Origin of the sequence: Bradyrhizobium sp. LB8.2 (genome assembly GCF_040548035.1) — a bacterium.
GTDB lineage: Bacteria > Pseudomonadota > Alphaproteobacteria > Rhizobiales > Xanthobacteraceae > Bradyrhizobium.
This window is the reverse complement of sequence record NZ_JBEPQV010000082.1, coordinates 1-1,143: the sequence shown is the minus strand read 5'-3', so window position 1 is coordinate 1,143 and position 1,143 is coordinate 1. Positions and strand designations below refer to the sequence as shown.

The following is a 1,143-nucleotide window of genomic DNA, read 5'->3' as shown; positions in this document are numbered from 1 at the left end:
CCTCGATCTCGGGTGCGACGGCGGCCGACCTGCGCGGCACGACGAGCTTCGCCAGCGCGACCGCGAGCAGCAACGTCGTGTATAACGGCACGGCCGGCGGCACCACGGCGGCAGGCGGCACCACGACGCTCGGCGCCACCCTCGGCACCTTCACGGGTACCGCGGGAACGGCCGGCGACGGCACCACGGCCCTGACCGGCGCCATCACCCTGATCGCCACCTCGGGCACGACCGCAACCGGCCTGGTCGGCAACGCCCAGCCCGCCGACGGCGACACGCTGACCGTGAACGGCAAGACCATCACCTTCCGCTCGGGCTCTGCTCCGGCGTCGACTGCGGTGGCCTCCGGTTCTGGCGTCAGCGGTAACCTCGTCACCGACGGCAGCGGCAACTCCACCGTCTATCTCGGCACCGCGGGCACCCCGACTGCGACCGTTAACGATCTCTTGACCGCGGTCGATCTCGCCAGCGGCGTGAAGACGGCGTCCATCACCGCGGGTGCCGCGACGCTCGCCACCAGCGTCAACCAGACCGCTTCGAGCGTCGGCGGCGGCGCCGTCACGCTGAAGAGCTCGACGGGCGCGGATCTGAGCGTCACCGGCAAGGCCGACCTGCTCAAGGCTCTCGGCCTGAGCTCGGCAGTGGGCGGCGGCAACGCCACCGTGAGCGTCAACCGGACCACGAGCGCTGGCTCGCTGGGTGCGACGATCGCTGACGGTTCGACGCTGAACGTCGACGGTCACGTCATCACCTTCAAGAACGCGCCGACCCCGGGTACGACCGGTGCTCCGAGCGTTCCGAGCGGGTATGGTGCGAGCGGTGCGGTCGTCACCGACGGCAGCGGCAACTCGACCGTCTATCTGCAGTCCGGCACGGTTAACGACGTGCTGAAGGCGATCGACCTTGCCACCGGCGTGCAGACCGCGACGATCAACGCCAGCGGCGTTGCTGCGCTTACGACTGCGACCGGCCAGACCAACTCGTCGATCAACGCATCTGGTCAGCTCAAGATCTCGACCGGCGTCAATGCCGACCTCTCGATCACAGGCACCGGCAACGCGCTGAACGGGCTCGGCTTTGCCGGCAACACCGGCACTGCGAGCGCCTTCACCGCGGCACGGACCTCGGGCGTCGGCGGCATCA

The 1,143-nt window shown here is 69.6% G+C and carries 1 protein-coding gene; it reads left to right on the top strand.

Translation table 11 applies throughout. The features are described 5' to 3' along the window. Window positions 1-1,143 (top strand): DUF1522 domain-containing protein (locus ABIB06_RS38840; RefSeq protein WP_354053438.1); only part of this gene is annotated, 1,143 nt, incomplete at both ends.